Source organism: Actinomadura sp. NPDC000600 (assembly GCF_040492135.1).
Classification (GTDB): Bacteria; Actinomycetota; Actinomycetes; order Streptosporangiales; family Streptosporangiaceae; genus Spirillospora.
In genome coordinates this window covers 1-5,476 of record NZ_JBEUPD010000085.1, presented here as the reverse complement: position 1 = coordinate 5,476, position 5,476 = coordinate 1, and the positions used below count along the sequence as shown (strand labels likewise).

Annotated in this window: 5 protein-coding genes; 2 read left to right on the top strand and 3 right to left on the bottom strand. The window is 71.1% G+C overall.

Annotated features, from left to right (window positions below):
* Positions 1-337: 337 nt before the first annotated feature.
* Positions 338-709, top strand: coding sequence for a conjugal transfer transcriptional regulator TraJ (gene traJ, locus ABWI07_RS43685; RefSeq protein ID WP_008832110.1), 372 nt, complete (start codon positions 338-340; stop codon positions 707-709).
* Between the two features lie 161 nt (positions 710-870).
* Here traJ and ABWI07_RS43680 read toward each other — a convergent pair whose 3' ends face one another.
* Positions 871-2,730 carry a CoA transferase gene (locus ABWI07_RS43680; RefSeq protein ID WP_353822155.1) on the bottom strand — a complete coding sequence of 620 codons (1,860 nt, stop codon included), beginning with the start codon at positions 2,728-2,730 and terminating at the stop codon, positions 871-873.
* A gap of 232 nt (positions 2,731-2,962) precedes the next feature.
* Here ABWI07_RS43680 and ABWI07_RS43675 point away from each other — a divergent pair, with 232 nt between their 5' ends.
* Entirely contained in the window at positions 2,963-3,100 is a 138-nt protein-coding gene (locus tag ABWI07_RS43675; protein ID WP_351386714.1) for a hypothetical protein, read from the top strand.
* A 103-nt stretch (positions 3,101-3,203) separates the two neighbouring features.
* Here the strand turns inward: ABWI07_RS43675 and rep are convergent, their stop codons facing one another.
* Together rep and ABWI07_RS43665 are read right to left on the bottom strand one after the other, a co-directional pair.
* The gene (rep, locus tag ABWI07_RS43670; protein ID WP_351386713.1) at positions 3,204-4,574 is read right to left on the bottom strand and encodes a replication protein Rep; all 1,371 of its coding nucleotides are present in this window, start codon (positions 4,572-4,574) and stop codon (positions 3,204-3,206) included.
* A gap of 628 nt (positions 4,575-5,202) precedes the next feature.
* Complete coding sequence (locus ABWI07_RS43665; protein WP_010889914.1) at positions 5,203-5,373, bottom strand: hypothetical protein; 171 nt, start codon at positions 5,371-5,373, stop codon at positions 5,203-5,205.
* Positions 5,374-5,476 lie beyond the last annotated feature (103 nt).

The window sequence follows — 5,476 nt, the reverse complement described above, 5'->3', positions numbered from 1 at the left end:
CGATTCATTAATGCAGAGCTTCTAGAACTAGTGGATCCCCCGGGCTGCAGGTCGACGGATCTTTTCCGCTGCATAACCCTGCTTCGGGGTCATTATAGCGATTTTTTCGGTATATCCATCCTTTTTCGCACGATATACAGGATTTTGCCAAAGGGTTCGTGTAGACTTTCCTTGGTGTATCCAACGGCGTCAGCCGGGCAGGATAGGTGAAGTAGGCCCACCCGCGAGCGGGTGTTCCTTCTTCACTGTCCCTTATTCGCACCTGGCGGTGCTCAACGGGAATCCTGCTCTGCGAGGCTGGCCGGCTACCGCCGGCGTAACAGATGAGGGCAAGCGGATGGCTGATGAAACCAAGCCAACCAGGAAGGGCAGCCCACCTATCAAGGTGTACTGCCTTCCAGACGAACGAAGAGCGATTGAGGAAAAGGCGGCGGCGGCCGGCATGAGCCTGTCGGCCTACCTGCTGGCCGTCGGCCAGGGCTACAAAATCACGGGCGTCGTGGACTATGAGCACGTCCGCGAGCTGGCCCGCATCAATGGCGACCTGGGCCGCCTGGGCGGCCTGCTGAAACTCTGGCTCACCGACGACCCGCGCACGGCGCGGTTCGGTGATGCCACGATCCTCGCCCTGCTGGCGAAGATCGAAGAGAAGCAGGACGAGCTTGGCAAGGTCATGATGGGCGTGGTCCGCCCGAGGGCAGAGCCATGACTTTTTTAGCCGCTAAAACGGCCGGGGGGTGCGCGTGATTGCCAAGCACGTCCCCATGCGCTCCATCAAGAAGAGCGACTTCGCGGAGCTGGTGAAGTACATCACCGACGAGCAAGGCAAGACCGATCCCCGGGGACCTGCAGGAATTCGATATCAAGCTTTCAGTGAAAGAGCCAGGGCGCGACAGGCGCCTGCCCGCCACCGGCGAACGGCTCGAAGAGCGGGGCGAGGCGCGGGTCCCGCGGCGGATCGGACAGGTCCCGGCAGACCGCGGCGGCCGGCACACCGGCCTCGGTCAGCAGCTTCTCCCACTGCGCCGCCGGGGCCTCGCGCAGGCGTGCGGTCAGCCGGCCGTCCCGCTCGCCGCGCCGGCCGGGAGGCACCTCCAGCACCTCGCACAGCGCCTGGTAGGCGGGGTCGTCGTCGGCGCTAACCATGAGGTACCCGTCCGCGGTCCCGGCCGGCTCGTCGATCGCGCCCCACACCGGCCGGCCGTCGCTGCGCCCGGGTTCGTCGCCGGTGGCCCGGCCGAGGACGACATGGGACTGGAGCGCCATGGCGCCGGTCAGCAGCGAGGACTCGGCCGTCCAGCCGTGGCCCGACAGCTCCCGCCGGTACAGACCGGCCAGCACCCCTTCGCAGGCCACCAGCGCACCGAACATCTCGCACAGCAGCACCCGTGTCGTGGCCGGGCGCTCGTGCCGCGGGGTGTTGCCCTCGCTCACCCCGGCGTAGGCCTGCACCATGAATTCGGTGCCGATCACCTCGCGCCGGTCGAGGTGCGGGCCCCATCCCGACGCCTCGCCGAAGACCAGCCGGGGGTTCGTCCGGGCCAGTTCCCCGGCGGCGAAGCCCCACTCGGCGGCCTTTCCGGGGCGCCAGTTGTGCAGGAAGACATCCGTCTCCGCGATGAGTTCGCGCAGCGCGTCCCGGCCGGCCGGACGGCTCAGGTCGAGGCCCGTACGCCGCTTGCCGCGGTGGTACAGGGCGCCCATCCCGCTCGCGTCGCCCTGGGGCGGCTCGACCCAGGTCACGTCGGCCCCGAGCATGGTCAACAGCTGCCCGGCGAGCGGCCCTTGGACCCGGCTGGTCGCCTCGACCACCCGGATCCCGGCCAGCGGAAGGTCCCCGGCGCGGCCCGCCACGGCGCGCTGCGGTGCGGCGGCCGGTCTGCCACCGCGGGGCGCGGGCAGCGGGGCCAGCCGGGGCTGGCCCGGCGACCAGCCCGGCTCGGCCAGTACGTCCCGGTAGCCGCGCAGCGCCGACAGGCTGAGCCCGTGCTCCTGAGCGGCCGCGACGATCCGCGGCCAGGGCGTGCCGGCCGCGGCCGTGTGCAGTGCGGCGGGCAGCAGGCAGTGGCCCTTGAGGTAGCGGTGCTGGAAGGCGGTCCAGGCGCGGCCCAGTACGGCGGTGTCCACGCCGAGGTCGCGCCAGAACGCGAGCCAGCGGGCGGGGTCGAAGGTCTCGATCTCGAAGAGGGGTCCGTCGGCGCTGCGGAACGGCGGCGGGCCGCCGTCCCCCTTGACCGAGGGTCCCCACGGGTCGGGGGAGGTGGCCTCGGCGGTGTACTGGCCGGCGAGTAACGTGCCGGCGCGCAGCACGGAGGTCTCCACGGCGTCGACCGGGATGCCACGGGCGCGCCCCACGTGAGCGGCGAGGACGCCCTGGCCGGCCAGCACTCCGGCCGCGGCCGAGGCCGCTTCCAGCCCGAGCCGGCGCGGTCGTCCCGCCTCCTGCCCGTGGAGGTGCATCAGCCCGCACAGGGCCTGCACCACCGGCTCGCTGCCGGGCCGGGCGGGATCGATGTCCGCGCCGCCGTGCCAGGTCAGGTCCATCTCGACACCCCCGGCGGCCGTGGTGGCCCCTCCCGTCGCCGGGCCGGGGACCGAACCGAGCCAGGGCCCGAGCCGGGTGCGGGCGGTGTGGTGGGCGAGGTCCGGGCCGCCGCTCACCGACTGGAAATAGAGGTTTTCGTCCCCCGGATCCTGGCTGTGGTGATGATGGTGATGGCTGCTGCCCATATGTAATTTCTCCTCTTTAATGTTAAACAAAATTATTTCTAGAACTAGTGGATCGATCCTACCAACCGGCACGATTGTGCCCACAACAGCATCGCGGTGCCACGTGTGGACCGCGTCGGTCAGATCCTCCCCGCACCTCTCGCCAGCCGTCAAGATCGACCGCGTGCACCTGCGATCGCCGATCAACCGCGACTAGCATCGGGCGCAAGCCGCCACTCGAACGGACACTCGCATGGACGTCCCCTTCCTGGACCTGCAAGCCGCGTACCTCGAACTCCGGTCCGACATCGACCAGGCGTGCCGGCGCGTGCTCGGGTCGGGCTGGTACCGCCTGCACGAAGTGCCGGCGGGGCCGACCCCGGGCGAGTAATCCCAGGATTACTCCCGCGGCTTCGACCCCGGCCGCCGTCGCCGCGTACGTCACCGACCCCCGCCGTACGTCACCGGGATGACGTACGGCGGGGGGGAGCGAGTTAGTGCGAAGTGGGCCCACTTGCGAGCCGGGCGATGTGCCGGGCGGCCCGCTCCTGGCGGTCGTCGGCGTCGTCGTCCTGGTCGTCGTCCTGCTCTCGCCGTCGGCGTGCAGTTGCTTCCTCGCGGCGCTGGGCGAGGGCGGCGAGCATGTCGGCGTACGCCTCGGCCACCTCCCCCGCCGTGAGCACCACCACTGTGTCGGCCGCGTCGGCCAGCGCCAGGACCTCCCGCACCCGTTCGCCCACGGCCGCCGAATCCTCGTTGCCGTCCTTGCCTTCGGCGGCCCGGGTCGCCTCGAGGTCGAGGGCGCGGCGGGTGACCGCGTGCCATCCGTCCTCGGTCACGGCGACCCCGGCCCGCAGCTCCCCGCCGTCGGCGTCGGCCGCCAGGAGCAGATCGAGGTCGTCGGCCTCGGTGTCGCCGCCGTCGAGCCCGAGCATCTGCCGCAGGTAGCGGGTCCATTCGATGGCCCGGCGTCCCCGGGTTGCCCGCTCGTACTCGTGCCAGCGCGAGAGGTTCCACTCCAGCGAGCCGACCCCGGCGGCGTCGTCCTCGGTCATGCCGCCGGTCAGGTCCCCGATCCGTCCGAGGAGTTCGAACGGGGCGACGTTCCCGCCGGTCGCCGTCTTGAGGTCGGCGCGGGCGAGTTCGAGGGCGGGCGCCTTCCCGTCCTGGGTCTTGGCGATGTACTCGGCGAGGTCGTTGGCGTCGCGCTCGGTCTCCAGCCGCTTGAAGTCGACGCCGTGCCGGTCGTCGGGCGTGAAGGCGGGGTTGACCTTGCGCAGGGCGGCGGTCCACACGGACCGCCAGTGCCCCTGCCACTCGTCGAGCGCGGCGCCGGTCGGCTCGAAGGTGGCGACGATCTGCTTCGCGGACCGCTCCCCCTCGGTCCGGCCGCCGACCAGGACGATCGCGTGGATGTGCGGGTGCCAGCCGTTGATCTGCCCCACGGTGACTTCGGTCGCGCGGATCATGCCGACGTACCCGATCCGGTCTCGGATGCCCTCGCGGTCGGCGGCCCGGTGCCCGTCCTTGGCCCGGCGTCCGGCCCACGTGCCGCCCGTGATCAGTCGCTGGTAGGCGCCCGGCCGCCGGGGGCTGTCCGGCGTCTTCCGGGTGCCCTGGAGGGCGTCCATGAGGTCCGCGAGCCGGTCCGTGTGCCCATGGCGGGCCGTGAAGGTGACCAGGTAGGCGGTCCCCCCGCGCTTGATCCACTCGACCACGGCGGCGGTGATCTCCTCGGCCCGCTTGTGCCGGATCGTGGCGGCGCAGACCGGGCAGAGCCAGATCCGCCCGCACCGCATCAGGCCCAGGACCACGGACGTTCCGGCCGCCGTCTGGGCGACGATTACGCCGGAGGCAGGGTCCATCAGGGCGCGGCCGCAGCCCTTGCACGCGGCGTCCCCGCTGATCCGCCACAGCGTCCGGCGGCGGCTGTACCGGGCGGCTTTCCGCAGTCGGGCAGCGTCGCTCCGCGACGTGCTTCCTACTTCCGAGAGGCTGTCGCCTCTCGGGCTCTCCCCATCCACCCCGTCCGGAGAAACCGCAGGTCGGAGGGGTGCGGGAAACTCTGTTGTTTCTTTCCCAAGGTGTTCGCTTTTGCCTCGGGCGGCATCTCGCGTCACACGCGCGATCGCCCGCTTCGCTGCCATCCGGCAGCGGTCTGAGCAGTAGATACGCGGCCGTTTGCCCGGTGTGTGGGCAATTGCGGTCCCGCAGTGGCAGCGGGGCCCGGCGGGCCGATCTGGCAATGCCTCGGCATCGCTCCGTACTCTGGGCACGAGCAACGTTCCTGTCTCGCCCGGCTAAGGGGCGCGAGTCTGGGAGCGGACGGGTCGGAGGTGCGAAGTCCGGCCCGTTGCTCTTTGGTCTGGTGGGAATCCTGGCACCAATCGGGCCAGAGGTTCCCTCCGCCACTCCCGACGCCCCTTGGGGCTGGTGTGACTTGGAGGGCCGAAGAGAGCCCCGCCGGTGATCCGGCGGGGCTTTGACGTGCGGTCAGTGCGTGTGTCGGCGAGCGATGGCCACGAGGCCCTGGAAGCCGAGCGGTCCGGCGAAGTCGGCCCAGTCGCAACCGGGCTCAGCGCAGTGGGCGGACCAGCCACCGCCGTTGGGGTCCTGGACCAGGTTCACGGTCCCCTCGGTCAGGCGTCCGTCGAAGTCGGTCATGGTCGGTCTCCTGGTGGGTGGGGGCGGGGGGGGCCCCCGCAGTTGCGGGGCGCCGCGGGGGGTGGGGGGGGGGGGGGGCCGACCCGCGGGGGGCGGCGGGGGC

Bases quoted from the DNA above. Each gene is read 5' to 3' on its own strand.
- traJ (WP_008832110.1), top strand. From the start codon at position 338: ATGGCTGATGAAACCAAGCCAACCAGGAAGGGCAGCCCACCTATCAAG.
- ABWI07_RS43680 (WP_353822155.1), bottom strand. From the start codon at position 2,730: ATGGGCAGCAGCCATCACCATCATCACCACAGCCAGGATCCGGGGGAC.
- ABWI07_RS43675 (WP_351386714.1), top strand. From the start codon at position 2,963: ATGGACGTCCCCTTCCTGGACCTGCAAGCCGCGTACCTCGAACTCCGG.
- rep (WP_351386713.1), bottom strand. From the start codon at position 4,574: ATGGACCCTGCCTCCGGCGTAATCGTCGCCCAGACGGCGGCCGGAACG.
- ABWI07_RS43665 (WP_010889914.1), bottom strand. From the start codon at position 5,373: ATGACCGACTTCGACGGACGCCTGACCGAGGGGACCGTGAACCTGGTC.